This is a genomic window from Bacteroidota bacterium (assembly GCA_020161395.1).
In the GTDB taxonomy this organism is placed as follows: Bacteria; Bacteroidota; Ignavibacteria; order Ignavibacteriales; family Ignavibacteriaceae; genus UTCHB3.
The window spans coordinates 83,158-97,499 of record JAIUOE010000010.1; the positions used below are offsets into that span (position 1 = coordinate 83,158).

The 14,342-nt window shown below is 42.9% G+C and carries 14 protein-coding genes; 11 read left to right on the forward strand and 3 right to left on the reverse strand.

Annotated elements, in window-relative coordinates:
• Window positions 1-5 precede the first annotated feature (5 nt).
• Window positions 6-1,454 (forward strand): T9SS type A sorting domain-containing protein, encoded by a 1,449-nt coding sequence (locus LCH52_14130; protein MCA0389624.1) that lies wholly within the window; start codon window positions 6-8, stop codon window positions 1,452-1,454.
• A 351-nt stretch (window positions 1,455-1,805) separates the two neighbouring features.
• Here the strand turns inward: LCH52_14130 and tnpA are convergent, their stop codons facing one another.
• Both tnpA and LCH52_14140 read right to left on the reverse strand, forming a co-directional pair.
• Window positions 1,806-2,261: an IS200/IS605 family transposase gene (gene tnpA / locus LCH52_14135; protein ID MCA0389625.1), complete on the reverse strand. Its 456-nt coding sequence runs from the start codon at window positions 2,259-2,261 to the stop codon at window positions 1,806-1,808.
• Between the two features lie 306 nt (window positions 2,262-2,567).
• A complete protein-coding gene (locus tag LCH52_14140) occupies window positions 2,568-4,397 on the reverse strand; it encodes a hypothetical protein (GenBank protein MCA0389626.1) in 1,830 nt (609 codons plus the stop codon).
• A gap of 76 nt (window positions 4,398-4,473) precedes the next feature.
• On the opposite strand from LCH52_14140, the gene LCH52_14145 reads away from it, so the two are divergent.
• Entirely contained in the window at window positions 4,474-6,336 is a 1,863-nt protein-coding gene (locus tag LCH52_14145; GenBank protein ID MCA0389627.1) for a hypothetical protein, read from the forward strand.
• Here LCH52_14145 and LCH52_14150 read toward each other — a convergent pair whose 3' ends face one another.
• Window positions 6,337-6,984 (reverse strand): hypothetical protein, encoded by a 648-nt coding sequence (locus LCH52_14150; GenBank protein MCA0389628.1) that lies wholly within the window; start codon window positions 6,982-6,984, stop codon window positions 6,337-6,339.
• A gap of 211 nt (window positions 6,985-7,195) precedes the next feature.
• Here LCH52_14150 and rsxC point away from each other — a divergent pair, with 211 nt between their 5' ends.
• The 9 genes from rsxC to LCH52_14195 are packed head-to-tail and all read left to right on the forward strand — an operon-like array spanning window position 7,196 to window position 14,338.
• Window positions 7,196-8,536, forward strand: a complete 1,341-nt coding sequence (gene rsxC, locus LCH52_14155) for an electron transport complex subunit RsxC (protein ID MCA0389629.1) — start codon at window positions 7,196-7,198, stop codon at window positions 8,534-8,536.
• 1 nt (window position 8,537) lies between these two features.
• Entirely contained in the window at window positions 8,538-9,518 is a 981-nt protein-coding gene (locus tag LCH52_14160) for an RnfABCDGE type electron transport complex subunit D (GenBank protein MCA0389630.1), read from the forward strand.
• The gene (locus LCH52_14165) at window positions 9,515-10,075 is read left to right on the forward strand and encodes an FMN-binding protein (protein MCA0389631.1); all 561 of its coding nucleotides are present in this window, start codon (window positions 9,515-9,517) and stop codon (window positions 10,073-10,075) included. The genes LCH52_14160 and LCH52_14165 overlap by 4 nt, the downstream gene beginning before the upstream one ends.
• Entirely contained in the window at window positions 10,072-10,767 is a 696-nt protein-coding gene (locus LCH52_14170) for an electron transport complex subunit E (protein MCA0389632.1), read from the forward strand. The genes LCH52_14165 and LCH52_14170 overlap by 4 nt, the downstream gene beginning before the upstream one ends.
• Before the next feature lies 1 nt (window position 10,768).
• On the forward strand, window positions 10,769-11,341 hold the full coding sequence (rsxA, locus tag LCH52_14175) for an electron transport complex subunit RsxA (GenBank protein ID MCA0389633.1): 573 nt from the start codon (window positions 10,769-10,771) through the stop codon (window positions 11,339-11,341).
• A gap of 19 nt (window positions 11,342-11,360) precedes the next feature.
• Complete coding sequence (locus LCH52_14180) at window positions 11,361-12,068, forward strand: NusG domain II-containing protein (GenBank protein MCA0389634.1); 708 nt, start codon at window positions 11,361-11,363, stop codon at window positions 12,066-12,068.
• A 6-nt stretch (window positions 12,069-12,074) separates the two neighbouring features.
• Window positions 12,075-13,070 (forward strand): FAD:protein FMN transferase, encoded by a 996-nt coding sequence (locus LCH52_14185; GenBank protein ID MCA0389635.1) that lies wholly within the window; start codon window positions 12,075-12,077, stop codon window positions 13,068-13,070.
• Window position 13,071: 1 nt separating this feature from the next.
• On the forward strand, window positions 13,072-13,875 hold the full coding sequence (locus tag LCH52_14190; GenBank protein ID MCA0389636.1) for an RnfABCDGE type electron transport complex subunit B: 804 nt from the start codon (window positions 13,072-13,074) through the stop codon (window positions 13,873-13,875).
• 4 nt (window positions 13,876-13,879) lie between these two features.
• Window positions 13,880-14,338 (forward strand): SoxR reducing system RseC family protein, encoded by a 459-nt coding sequence (locus tag LCH52_14195; GenBank protein MCA0389637.1) that lies wholly within the window; start codon window positions 13,880-13,882, stop codon window positions 14,336-14,338.
• Window positions 14,339-14,342 lie beyond the last annotated feature (4 nt).

The following is a 14,342-nucleotide window of genomic DNA, read 5'->3' on the forward strand; positions in this document are numbered from 1 at the left end:
ACGCTATGAAAAAACTCTTTACGGCTGTAGTTTTAGTTGCAGCCATGGCTTCTATGGCTTTCGCCCAGAATGCTGTGACATTCAAAGTCAACATGGGAAAACAGGTTACACTCGGTAACTTCGATCCTATGGCAGATACTTTGTTTGTCAGTGGTGCATTCAACGGGTGGGGCACTGGAAACCCAATTCCAAAGCCAGCCGGCAATGACTCAATCTGGGTTGTAACCGTTCCTGCAGTTGGTGCACCTGGTGCAACTGCTGAATACAAATTCAGATTCAGAGATGTCTCTGCTGCTGCTGATGTATGGGAAAGTGTCGCAAACAGAAGCCTCACAGTAGCCGGTGATCCGACCGTTCTCGATGTAGTTTACTTCGACAACAATGGTTATCAGGCAACAACAAACTTAAGCCTTACATTCTCGGTTAACATGGAACTCGAAAGACTTTCAGGAAGATTCACACCATCAGAAGATACCGTTTCAGTAAATGGTAACTTCAACGGCTGGACTTCGAAAGTTAATATCATGCTTCCAAGTGCTAACCCTGATGTTTACGAAGTAACCTTCAACAAAGAAGTATCACTCGGTGAAGAACTTAACTACAAATACTGGTACACACCTAATGCATGGGAAAGCCGTCCTAACAGACAGTATATCATCACACAAGCTGATCTTACTGCAGGTTTCCTCGTACAGGAAGGTACATACAATGACGGAAGCCTTGCAATCGTTATCAATCAGCCATGTACAATTAAGTTCACAGTGAACACTAACGGAGCAAGCGGTCCTATCGGTCCATTTACATCTGTTACCAACGCTATCATCGCTGGTTCATCAGCTCCATTGGGATGGCCAGGTGGCGGATGGCCAACAAGTGACTCAGCAGTAGTTATCAGATTATTTGATGACGGTACCAACGGTGACCTTGTAGCTGGTGACAAAATATTCTCAAAGAATGTTCTTTTCCCTGCTTACACTTCACTCGGTCTCGAATACAAATATGGTCTTAACTTTGGATTGGCAACAAACCAGGGTTCGAACGATAACGAAGCCGGTGTTGGCAGCAACCATACACTCAACTGGCACATCAATTATGTAAGTGCAACTGCTGTTGATACTTTCGGTAGAATCACCACTGCAAACCTTATCAATGTCGTTACAGGCGTTAAGGAAATTGACAACAATATTCCTAACAACTATTCGATGACACAGAACTATCCTAACCCGTTCAACCCTTCAACATCAATCCGTTTCAGCATTCCTGAGACAGGTAATGTAAGAATGGTAGTTTACAATGCAATCGGTCAGGAAGTAGCAGTTCTCGTTGATGAGCAGAAATCAGCCGGTAACTATGAAGTTAGCTTCGATGCAGCTAAATTGCCTTCAGGTATCTATCTTTACACAATTCAGTCAGGCAGCTTTAGCCAGACCCGTAAAATGATGCTCTTGAAGTAATTCAACTCTAACTGAATTATTGTTAAAAAGGCTGCTTGAAAAGGCAGCCTTTTTTTTTGTCTATCAATATTGAATAGCTACTAAAGAAAAGAGTCGACTGAGAATTTTCAAATCAACTTACCCCCGAAGCGGGGTTATATGTTCGTAGCTGCAAGATTAATAATCAAATAATACCCCCGAAGCGGGGTTATATGTTCGTAGATGAAAGATCAATAATCAAATAATACCCCCGAAGCGGGGTTATATGTTCGTAGAGAGCAGAACAACAAACCATTCCTACCCCCGAAGCGGGGTTATATGTTCGTAGAGGGTTATATGTTCGTAGAGGGTTACATGTTCGTAAAGCTTTTCTCATTCTTTCCACAAATATTCTTTTTTATATTCGATTCCGTACGAAGTTAAAAACTTCTCATATTCTTCTGTAAAGCTGTTTCGGTGATGATGCACTTCCTGATCTTTAATGTATTGGACAATACGGCTTATCTCTGATTTACCGATTGAAAAAGCACCAAAACCTTCCTGCCAACTGAATCTTCCAACTGCTAATCTTTTCTCATTAACGAAAAGTGATGAACTTCTTTTAATCTCTTTTACCAGTTCTGAGATAGAAATATCCGGAGAAATCCCTAACAAAATATGAACATGATCCATGTCTCCATTAATAATGTACAAAACTTGTTTTTTATTGGTTATGATACCGGAGATATATTTGTAAAGTTCTTCTTTCCATTGTTTTGAAATCAACCTTTCTCTTCTTTTAACAGAAAAAACCACATGAATGTAAAGTTGAGTAAATGTACTTCCCATGATCGACTCATTAAATTGAAAAAAATGTTTATAAAAATAATTATTGGCATATAAATATCATAAAGGAATCTACGAACATGTAATCCTCTACGAACATATAACCCCGCTTCGGGGGTATTCAAGGAATTCTGTCGTGTGTCTACGAACATATAACCCCGCTTCGGGGGTATTCAAGGAATTCTGTCGTGTGTCTACGAACATATAACCCCGCTTCGGGGGTACTCACAGAATATCGCTATTTGTCAACCAAGATAAAATCGTGCTTCTACTCACATGTCACCCAAAGGGCTGACATAATGATTATACCTACCGGATGTTTTTTAGTTGCTCGGCAAGTTGGGCAGCTCCGGGGAAACGGGGATCGACCTGAAGGCAACGGCTGATATATGTTTTTGCTGAAGTGAAATCTTTCAGATTGATGTATGCCCCCGAGAGATTATAGAGCGTCTGGGCATCATTCCCGTTGTAATTAAGGCTTTCGCTCAACCATTTTTTGGCTTCTGCAGCCTTACCGTCGTTCAAAGCAAGGATACCAAGCCATTTTGTTGAGAATGCCCCGGGTTTAACGGTGTAACTTTCGTGAAATATTCTGCCACTTTCGGAATAGAGTTTCATTTGAAGGAATGCATCGGCAAGCATATCGTAGAATGTGGTCTGGTAATGGAATTGTGAGATCAAAACCCTGAACTCCTTTTCCATTCCGGACGGGTCATTTTTGGCAGTAAAATACTGCGCAGCTTTTATGTGGGCATCATGCCATTTGATGTCCCCTTTAGCCGACATTAAAGCCAGGGAATCGAGCATTGTTACGGGTTTCCTTATCTGTTCGAGAGTCAGTTTCTTTCCGTTTCTTACGAAAGGCCATTGCGACATTATCCCGGCTAATCTGTATTCTGCAATTAGAGAGTCAAGTTGAGAAAACGCAAGTTTTGAAAATGCCAGACTGTCCAGTGATTTACCGCCGGGTGAAAAAGCAGGAGACCCGGAAATCTTTCCTGATTTGATGATTGCATCGAGAAAGATATCAGCCAGCAAACTGTAGCCGGTAAGGTTCGGATGGAGGTGATCCACCATCAGCGATTTTCCGGGTATGCTGTTCTCACTTCGTGTTGAAAAGATCGAATCCGCTTTTACGACTGTAAAATTCAGAGCGGCGGCGTTTTCTGTAATTATTTTGTTAAAATCTTCAGGAGCCCTGAATCTCAGCTCATCCAGTTCCTTTGCCTCAAGAAATTTTGCAGAAGCCTCTCTGTTTTTACCTGATTTCAGGAGCCTGTTGGCTTCATCCCACGCTTTTCCAGCACCTGACAGTTCCGGATAGAAGGGTGGCTGGTCTGCCAGATTGGAAACCAGTGTACTCGCAATTACCGGGATATTGTTTTGTTTAAGTGAGGTGAAGATTTCAGAAAGATTGTATCTAAACTGTTCCACTCCTTCACTATAAAGATCGGAACCCTTGGGAATCAGTTTGTCTTTTGCGAGCGCCTCCATCAGGCCTTGTGATTCTGAGAGATTCCCCGGGGAAGAGGAAAAAATGGAGCCAATCAGTTTCATTACTTTAAGGTTGCCTGCTTTAAGCATAAATCTCGTTACACCCGGAGAACTCCCGATGCCCGTTTGTGAGGCAGCTCCCAAAGCACCGTAATATTCATTGTGGCCCGTATAAACAAGTACCAGATCAGGTTTTTGGGCTATAACATCTTCGAGTATATCCAAAATTGCATAAGAATTGATCGCCGCAATTCCTAAATTTACAACCTCAAACTTTTTTTGTGGATACAAAAGTTTTAGCTTGAGATCGAGAAATCTGGAGAATGAGCCGTTTGGTTCATAGGGAAATCCTGCTGCGCTGCTCTCTCCAAGGATGAAGATCCTGAGAGTGTTTGGGTCTTTTTCTTTAAGAAAAACATCATTTATGGAATGGGGAACGAATTGTGATCCTTTGAAATATCGACGGGTAAGGTCCGGGTTAAGCATCATAAGCTTTTCTTCGGTTCCCGGTACGGTAATGAATACTGGTTCATCTTTTGCGTATCCGCTTAGTCGCAGCACCACTTCGAGTAATGCGATAAGGACAAAAGGTGCGAGAACCGTCAGGAGATAAAAGGATAAGGGATATTTCTTTTTGTTTTCCATTTTCTCGGATGTAATTAATAAAATCAAGCGTCTAAACTTCGTGAAATATTGACTATTATAAAACAACAAAATAACTATGAAAATTAAGCCTCTACTCCATATTCTAATTCTCTCCCTCCTGGTTTCCTTCCCGATTACTGCCCAGTTAAAAAAGGATGTGGTGGCGAAGATCGGTGACAGGGAGATAACCGACAAGGAATTTATACTCCGTTATGAAATGACTCCAAAATATCTTGCTCATGTCAAGGGGGCTCAGAATGCACTTAAAGAGGAACTGATTTACACCGTGGCTGCTGAGAAACTGTTTGCTCTTGAAGCTGAAATACTCCGGCTGGACACGATTAAAGATGTGAAAAAAAGAATAGACCAGTTTGAGAAAATGTTCGCAAGCGATGCCCTTTTCAAAGTGGAGATTATCGATCGGATTGATCAGACTCAGCAGACCCTTGCAAATGAGATGGCGAAGGCTATCACAAAGATTGAACTGAGGGCTATAAGAAACAGCAATGAAAATGAGATAAAAAGGGCGTTTGATATCCTCCAATCGGGTGTCTCGTTTGATTCCCTTTTCTTTGGCATCTACGGGGAGCGTGCATTTGAGAATATGTTAACTTATACATACGGGATGTTCGATTATGATATTGAAACAAAACTTTATGTGAAAAAGCCGGGTGAATATACCGAACCCGTTCAGTTCAACAATATGTGGTATATCTTCAAAATAGACATAAAACGAGACTCATCTTTTAAGAATTCCACTGAAATTGAAAATGAATTCGCCCGCGTGAAAAAACTTTATGTAGAAAGACTGACCGACAAATACTACAAGATTTTCAAAAAAGATTTCTTCAAAGGACTAAAAATCAATACCGATGCAAGACTTTTCTCTCTGTTCCTCGACAGATTTCATTCTGTACTTAAAGAGATGTACGATAATGATAAAAGTTTCAGGGAGTCACTCGGTAAAGATGCAAAATGGACTTTAAAAAGTGATTACTTCTGGCTCATTAAAAAAGGGATTCCGGTAGACTCTTTACAATTGCCATACTTCTCTCATAATGGAAAAGAGTATCCACTCGAGGACTTTATCTACTACCTCGCAGGTGATGTAAGGGAGATTGAATCGATCGATAAAAGCAAATTGTCGATAAAAGTGAAAAACTGGACACGGGACTATATCGAATCCGAACTTCTCGCTGAGGAAGCAATGAAAAGAGGTTTGCATAAAAAACCCGATGTCCGGCGTGAGTTTAACATCTGGAGGGATTTTACCCTCTCAAATGCCTACCAGATGCTTTATTTGGATTCTGCAAAAATAAGTGATGAAGAAGTGAAGGACTACTTTATCAAGCGAAATTCCGGGAAAGCAGGCGGTATAAACATAAAACTTCTGAGGGCTGTCAGTACCGATCTCGATTTACTTTCATCGATACTTGCAAAAATTGACTCCGGAGTCGACTTCTCCCTTCTGGCTGCTGAAGTAAATGGAAGTCGCAATTCAGAACTGAACGGGAACTCTGACAAATTTGTACCAGCTTCAGACTATGGTGAAGCAGGTACGATCGCATTGAAACTTAACCCCGGGAGAATATTTGGTCCCGTAAAGGTTGGGGAAGAATATATGATCCTTAATCTTGTCGACAAAAAAACTGATGACATCGTTTACGATGAAGAATACGAGGCAGTGAAAGACAAATTAAAACGGGATCTGGGGTTCCAAAAATATTTCAAAGCGATGGTAAACAATACAGCAGGTCTGGCGGAAAAGTACAAAACAGAAATTGACACCAAGAAGATTGAAGACTTGAAAGTCACCGAAACCAATTCAATATATTTCCGTTATATGGGATTCGGAGGCAAACTTACAGCATTTCCACTTTCAAAACCGTTCACCGACTGGGTGGAGGTGTGGATGAAACAAAGGAGTCTGAATCCCTGATTAAACTTCGGGGGTGAATCCAATTTTTTTGTTGAATGCCACTATCATTCTCCAAATGGCAAAGGAGAAAAAGGGAGCAACGAAGATATCGATGGTGTAGTGGACATGCTGCAGCAGGATGAATACCGCCATTATTCCCGCGAGGAATAAGAGAATGTATTTCCTGACCTTGTCAGCCACAACAAAAGAAAGAAGGACAGCGACAGAAAAATGTCCCGAAAAAAAGAGGTCATGTTTCAGGACGATGCCCGAACTGAGGGAAGAGATAAAAGGGTCGTAGAGGGGGATAAGTGTCTCAGGAGCTTTTAAAGGCAGGAATGTCATCGCTATCAGGCGGGAACTTAAAAGAAAAAAATATGCCTGAAATCCCATCATGAATCTGACCGGTTTATCAGAAAAATAATGAAATGTTATGAAGACTCCCCCGTAAAGTGCAATAAAAGTAAACCATGTGAGATCGACAGGCGAAAAAGTGGTTAAAAGGGGATCATCAAAACTAAAACCCTTCCTGAATTCATTCCATTCAAGCACTCTCGGTGCAAAGTATGCCAGCACCAGACTGAAAATCACTGTTGCGATAAAATACCATTTAAAGTTGCCACTCGATAATGTCTCTTTCCAGATTCCGGCCGATCTTTTAATGCTCACTCTTTCTCTACTTCTCCATTAAAATTAGAAATTGAAACTCCAAATATAACAATGAGTGTAGAGTATCAAAGGTCACATTTTATCAATAAATAGAAAATATTTACTGATTTTGAAAAACGGAAGATTAAATGTCTGGATTATGATTTATAAAGGTAATTTTAGCGTGGTATAATTTTTGATGCAGATTACTGCCACAAATAAAAGTATGTAAATGTTCAGATCATTTAGCACTAAAGGGACTTTCAAAGGTGGAGTGCATCCTGCGGAATCTAAAGAATTGTCAAAGGATAAGCCATTTGAAAGTATTCCAAATCCAAAGACTGTTTATCTTCCTCTTTCCCAGCATGCGGGAAAGGAATCAAAACTGCTCGTCAAAAAAGGGAGTTCTGTGCGAAAGGGTGAACTGCTTGCCGAGTCCGACGGATTTATTTCAGCCCCTGTCCATTCACCTGTAACCGGGACCGTAACAAAAATAGCGAAGACCGCACACCTCTCCGGTGTTCCAAAAACTGTGATGGAAATTGCAGTGTCTGAAGATGATAACCCGCTGTATATGGAACCGCTTGACTGCCGGACTGCCACAAAAGAAGAACTTCTTCAAAGGATCAAAGAAGCCGGAATTGTAGGCATGGGAGGGGCTGCATTTCCCGCCTTTGTCAAGTTATCCCCGCCACCCGGTAAAAAAATCGAAAAATTGATAATAAACGGTGCAGAATGTGAGCCATATCTGACGCGTGACTACCGTTTAATGCTCGAGTACACAGATCAACTGATCGGTGGCATCGAAATACTGATGAAAATTCTCGGGGTTGATTGCGTTATCGGCATCGAGGACAACAAACCGGAGGCGGTAAAGGCACTTAAAGACAAACTCAAAGGAAGAAATGACATCGCTGTGGAAGTGTTGCCCGTAAAATATCCGCAGGGTGCAGAGAAAATGCTGATATATGCCGTTACCGGAAGAAAAGTTGCTCCGGGAAAACTGCCGATGGATGCCGGTGTGGTAATGCAAAATGTCGGAACAGCAGTATCAGTTTACAAAGCTGTCGTGGAGGGCGAACCTCAGATAACTGCTTTTGTGAATGTAACAGGAGAAGGAATAAGCGAAGCAAAGAATCTGATTGTTCCGATCGGAACACCTGTATCCTATATATTGGACTGGTGTGGCGGTTTGAAACCCGATGCCATAAAAGTGATTGCGGGTGGTCCCATGATGGGAGCAAATTTGTATGATTACTCGGCTCCCGTGATGAAAGCTACATCGGGAATTCTTGTTCTCACCGAGGCAGAATCGAAACCGCAGGAGGCTATACCGTGTCTGAGATGCGGAAAATGTGTGGAGGTTTGTCCTGTAAATCTCCTGCCAACCCGAATATCACAATTTTCGAAATTGCAGAGATTTGAAGATGCGGAATCGGCGGGAATTCTCGTGTGCATGGAGTGTGGCTGTTGTGCATATGAGTGTCCTGCAAATATTCCTCTTGTTCAGTGGATAAGGCTTGGGAAGAAAGAAGTAATCCGGTTGAAGTCACAGGAAAGGAAGAGTGCCTGATATGGAAAATACCGGTACAGTTGAACTGAAATCGAAACCCGTTCTCACGAGTACACCTCATGTCCATTCTTCATTGAGTGCACAAAAAGCGATGTGGCTTGTGGTGGCGTCACTTCTTCCACCGCTTGTTATGGGAGTGGTCTATTTTGGATTGTTCCAACTCGTCGTTGTTGCCTCTGCCATTGCCGGAGCATTGCTGACAGAGTATGCCATCAAGTATATCAGGAAGCAGAAAGTTTCTTTGATGGACGGAAGTGCGGTCATCACCGGTCTACTGCTGGGATTGATACTTCCTCCAAACTTTAATCCTGTCTTCGCTTTTATCGGGTCTGTCGTGGCAATTGGATTCGGTAAGGAAGTGTTTGGCGGACTGGGATACAATATATTCAATCCGGCTCTTGTGGGCAGGGCGTTTTTACAGGCCGCATATCCCGTGGCAACAACAACATGGACACCCCCCGCTATGGCTGTTGATGCAGTGACCTCGGCGACACCATTAAGTCAGTATAAGTTTGAAGCGATCGCATCCAAAGGTGGAATTGACCTGATGTCACTCTTCCTCGGAAATATCGGCGGATCGATCGGCGAAACTTCTGCCCTTGCAATACTTCTTGGGATGATCTTTCTGGTCGTAATGAAGGTGTTGAACTGGCGTGTACCTGTTGCGATGGTTCTGGGGATGATACTTTTCGCAGGAATTTTCTGGTTTCTTGATCCGGGAAAATTTGCATCACCATTTCACCATCTCTTTATGGGTGGTTTTATGTTTGGTGCTGTTTACATGGCGAGCGACTGGGTTACATCTCCCGTTACAAACAAGGGAATCTGGTTTTATGGTCTTGGCATCTCACTGATTGTCGTAATGATCAGACTGTTCGGCGGACTTCCCGAGGGTGTTATGTATGCAATATTGATTATGAACGGATTTGTACCGCTTATAAACAGATATACAAAACCTGTAATTTTTGGAGCGGAAAAATGAACACTGTAGTTAAGATGTTACTTACGCTCCTTGTGATTGGAGCAATTTCGGGTGGACTGCTTGCAAAGATTTTTGAGTGGGCTGATCCTCAGATTAAACTGAATGCCCAGAAAGAGACTGAGAGAGCGATATTTATTGTTCATCCCGAAGGCAAAAAACAGGAGAAAGTCTCCGGTACCACCTCCGACCTCTACAAAGTAATGGACGGCAGCGGAAAAGTTATCGGTTATGCTCTTCCTTGCAAAGGAAACGGGTTTCAGGGACTGGTGAAGTTGATGATGGGTGTTACACCCGATCTGAAAAAAATTACCGGCCTCACTGTCATTGAGCAGGTGGAAACCCCCGGTCTCGGTTCAGAGATCACCAAAGAGGGCTTCACCAACCAGTTCAAAAAGGTGAATCCTGATCCTCATATTGTCGGAAAAAAGGGAGCTGCCGAATCACCCAACGACATAGTTACAATCACCGGTGCCACCATATCCTCCAAAGCTGTCGTTAAGATAATGAATGAGGGATTGGACGAACTAAGAAAACTAAAAAAAGAGGGGAAAATATGAGCAAAGCAAACAGCCCTCTGAATGATTTCATGAATGGAATCTGGAAGCAGAATCCGATTTTTAAACAGGTGCTGGGTACCTGTCCCACTCTTGCAGTGACTGTTTCGGTAATGAACGGCATCGCGATGGGACTCGCCACAACATTTGTTCTCTTTTTTAGCAGTGTCATCATTTCAATGATCAAAAAACTGATTCCCAATCAGGTGCGAATTGCCGCTTACATAGTTGTGATAGCAACTTTCGTTACGATAGTTGATATTGTAATGAAGGCTCAATTTCCCGAACTAAGCAAGTCACTCGGTCCATTCATCCCCCTGATAGTGGTGAACTGCATAATTCTCGGAAGGGCAGAAGCCTTTGCATCGAAGAATACAGTTGTCCGGTCGGCGTTCGATGCTCTTGGTATGGGAGCGGGCTTTACGCTGGCACTCCTTGTTCTTGGCGGGATAAGGGAGATTCTCGGTTCAAACCAGCTTTTGGGAACGGTCATTCTTCCCGCCACAGTTGAACCAATGCTGATATTCATATTGCCTGCAGGAGCTTTTTTAACTCTCGGGATCCTGTTTGGTACTGCAAATTTCTTCGAGCAAAGAAAAAAAGAGAACGCACGCCAAAAAGTGATTGAAGCCAACAGGGCATCGCGTCAGGTCGCACTTCCTGTCGAACAACAAAATGAGGGAGAGGAGGCATAAAATGGACCTGCTTATCGTATTTCTTTCTGCCGCAATAGTTAATAATTTTGTGTTGTCATATTTCCTCGGAATTTGTCCCTTCATCGGCGTTTCGAATAAACTGACCTCTGCTTTTTCGATGGGACTTGCAACGACATTTGTGCTGGTGCTTACGGCAGTGGTGACATGGATGATTAATCATTTGATTCTCATTCCTGCGGGTCTCGACTACCTGCAGTATGTCTCATTTATTCTCGTAATTGCATCTCTTGTGCAGTTTGTGGAAATGTTCATTAAGAAAACATCGCAGCCCCTTTACAGGGCACTCGGTATTTATCTGCCTCTGATAACAACAAATTGTGCGATACTCGGACTTGCTCTTTTTATGGCACTGCGTGATTATGACATGATGCAGAGTATCTTTTTCGGTCTTGGTGCCGGTACGGGTTTCACTCTCGCACTCGTAATAATGGCGGGAATCAGGGAGGAGCTTGAGCTTGCTGATATCCCGAAACCGTTCCGGGGAGTTCCGATAACTCTCATAACTGCGGGATTGCTGGCAATGGCATTCATGGGTTTTTCAGGTTTGATATAAAACTATTTGGAGTTTAAAAATGATTAACAGAAGAGATTTTTTGAAAATATCCGGACTTGCAGTCGTAGCTTTGGGAAGTGGTGCCGGATTAAGAAAACTGTTTACCACCCGGGAGAGGGATATCACGCTCGCAGCGCTTCTGCCCGACAATAACAGACTGATAGCAAAAGTGATAAACGAACTTGCAGGCGAGGCTGATATCAGACTGAAACCTTCCACAACACTGTTGATGGGGGAATCCACTCTTGTTTCAAGACTCAGGAATATGGGATTCAGTCCTGACCGGCTGGAGAATCCGAATTTTGTAATCTCAATTTCGAGAATTCCGGCGGGCAGTAAAGCCGATATTTTTGTCAAAACCGGTGATTTTGAGATACTGACCCCCGAGACAGGATTCACTTCAGGTCTGAAACAGTTGCGAAGAGAAATCAAGGATTCTGATGCTGCGCTTCTGATGAGTATAAGACCCTTTGCGGCATATGACAGCAAAAAAGAAAAGTTTGTGGTCATCGAATCCGAGGGGAAACAGGTCGAAAAGGTTTCTCTTACAGGTGTTGAGAAAGAGATCAAAGTATATGGCGGAAATCTGATTTCAGTCGGAAACGGCAGGGCATTTGTGAAAGAACACGGCTGTAAACACGGAATTTGCAGAAGCATGGGACATATAGCTCTTCCGGGTGACATGATAGCATGTGCCCCTCACAAAACCGTGATTACTGTCGTCTAAAAACAGATGCTTAACAAAAAAGCTATCCTGTTTTTGGCGGCATTTATTCTCTTTTTCATGATCGGACTCTTCTTTACCGGTGTGGAAAAAGAGGCTCCGAAGAGAGTGAAGCAGATTATTCCTGCGATGGGCACGATTGTTGAAGTACAATTGCAGGAAGGGGATGCTTCTCAAAATGAAAAAGCTTTCAAAGCGGCTTTTGACGAGATCAGGAGGATTGATTCACTCTTCACCGATTACAATGACTCGAGCACCATTGGCTCCTTAAATAAAGTTGATTCTGGAAAAGTGACTGTTAATCCCGAGGTGGTCGCTCTGGTTAAGCGGGGATTGGAGCTGTCTCCAAAAACAGAGGGAGCCTTTGATATTACTCTCGGAAGTGTGGTCCGCCTTTGGGGATTCAAGGATGGAAGCATGCATCTGCCCGCATCCGATTCCATAAAAATTGCTCTTGGAAAATCCGGCATCGACAAAATAAAAATTATTAACGATAGTCTGATCGGGAAAAAAGGCGAAATACACCTCGATTTGAGCGGAATTGCAAAGGGATATGCGGTTGACAGAGCCTTTTACATTCTTGAAAAGATGGGCGTTAAAAGTTTCCTGATTAATGCGGGCGGTGAAATCAGAGCAAAAGGGGAAGGGTGGACAACCGGAATTCAGGACCCCTTCAACGAAAGCGGGATTGTCGAAATTTTATATCCGGGCAAAAAGGCTGTTGCGACATCGGGTGACTATGAAAACTTTTTTGAGGTTGATGGAAAGCGCTACTGCCACCTCTTCGATCCGAAAACAGGTTTTCCGGCCGCTAAAGTTTCGTCGGTTACAGTTCTTGCTGATGATGTGACTACAGCTGACGCACTCGCCACAGCATTTTTTATTCTCGGAATTGAGAAAAGTAAAGAGCTCATTAAGAATTTCCCCGGGTGTGAATTCATGATTATCGATAAAAACGGTAAAAGGCATTATTCACCGGGTTTCAAAGATTATACAAGGAGTTGAAATGGACACTCAATTTATAATTGCACTTGTCACAATGGGAGGACTCGGTTTTATATTTGCCGGTGCTCTCGCAATAGCAGACAAAAAATTACGGGTTGAGGAGAATCCCCTGATCGGGGACATCAATGATGTTCTTCCCGGAGCAAACTGTGGTGGATGCGGTTATGCAGGGTGTTATGATTTCGCGGTGAATGTTGTAGAGAAAACCGCAAAGACCAACGGATGTCCCGTCGGAGGATCCGAAACCGCCCTCTCTATTGCCCGCCTTATGGGTGAAGAAGCCGGCGAGGTAGTCAGATTTTTACCAAGGGTTTTGTGTCGTGGTGGAAACAAGGAGGCGGTTCAGAAATTTGCAACTTATCATGGACCCCTTACATGCAGCGCGATGGATCTCCTTTCGGGGGGTGACAAACTTTGTTTTTACGGCTGTTTGAGTGGTGGCGACTGTGTAACGGCATGTCCTTTTGGTGCGATGGTAATGGGTGAAAACGGACTTCCCGAGGTTATTGAATCGCTTTGCACCGGTTGTGGAAAGTGTGAAAAGGCGTGTCCGAGAAACATAATTGAAATGCATCCTGCAAACAGGAAAGTGTTCGTTTTTTGCAAAAGCCATGACGATCCAAAAACTTCGAAGGCTGTTTGTTCCGTCTCCTGTATGGGTTGCAGCATTTGTGCAAGAAAATCTGATGGTGGAGTGGAGATGGAAGACAATCTCGCAGTGATAAAATACGGTCTACTCGATGCTGAAAAAATTCCTTTTGAAAAATGCCAGACAAAAGCTATCCGAATGATAGAGATTAATTAGGCAAATGATGGAAGTCTTCACCGAGGAAGGAATTATTCTCGAGAAAAAAGGTGATCTCGCCGAAATTGCCATTATGGATAAAGGCAATTGTAAAACCTGTGCCGCCAAACCATTTTGCAGTACAAACAGCGACGGGGTTTACTCTAGACTCACAGTGCTCGACAATCTGGATGCAAAACCGGGCGATGAAGTGGTGGTGGAAGTGAAAGGAACCGATATTCTCAAGGCGGTAATTATGGTTTACGGAATTCCTCTCTTTCTTTTCATATTTACGATCGGAATCGTAATTTATTTTTATGACGGGAGTCCGAATAAAGAGTTAATAGCTTTCCTTTCTTCCCTCACAGTTTTGGCGTTTTACTACGGTTTTCTAAAACTTCGCGGGTCATCAGGAAAAATTGATAAAAAGAGTTTACCCAAAACTGTAAAGATCAAAAGGTCTTTTCAGTCAGTCAATAATTAAACAC